This is a genomic window from Marinobacter iranensis (assembly GCF_029207565.1).
GTDB classification, from domain to species: Bacteria; Pseudomonadota; Gammaproteobacteria; order Pseudomonadales; family Oleiphilaceae; genus Marinobacter; species Marinobacter iranensis.
In genome coordinates this window covers 1-277 of the sequence record NZ_JANCMW010000107.1, presented here as the reverse complement: position 1 = coordinate 277, position 277 = coordinate 1, and the positions used below count along the sequence as shown (strand labels likewise).

At 65.7% G+C, this 277-nt stretch carries 1 pseudogene; it reads right to left on the bottom strand.

Going from position 1 to position 277, the window contains the following annotated elements:
* Positions 1-238, bottom strand: a pseudogene (locus tag NLU14_RS21635) (hypothetical protein); the annotation flags it as partial.
* Positions 239-277: the final 39 nt, after the last annotated feature.

Below are 277 nucleotides of genomic sequence, written 5' to 3'. Positions count from 1 at the left end.
CCGGCGCGCGGCCGTGGATGGTGTGGAAGCCATAGGTCTCCATGTAATAGGGAAAGCGCGACGAGCAGCCGATGCCGCTGACGAACACGGTATTCTCCGGCGCGACGCCCAGCTCCGGCATGGTGCGCTGCACGGCCTTGAGGATCGCATAATCGCCGCAGCCGGGGCACCAGCGGACCTCCTGGTCGGTCTCCCAGTCCTTGGGGGTGCTCGGGCGGATGGTGGTGATCTCGTTCATTTCGAGTTCCCTAGAAACGGTCCACGGCCTGACCCGGCC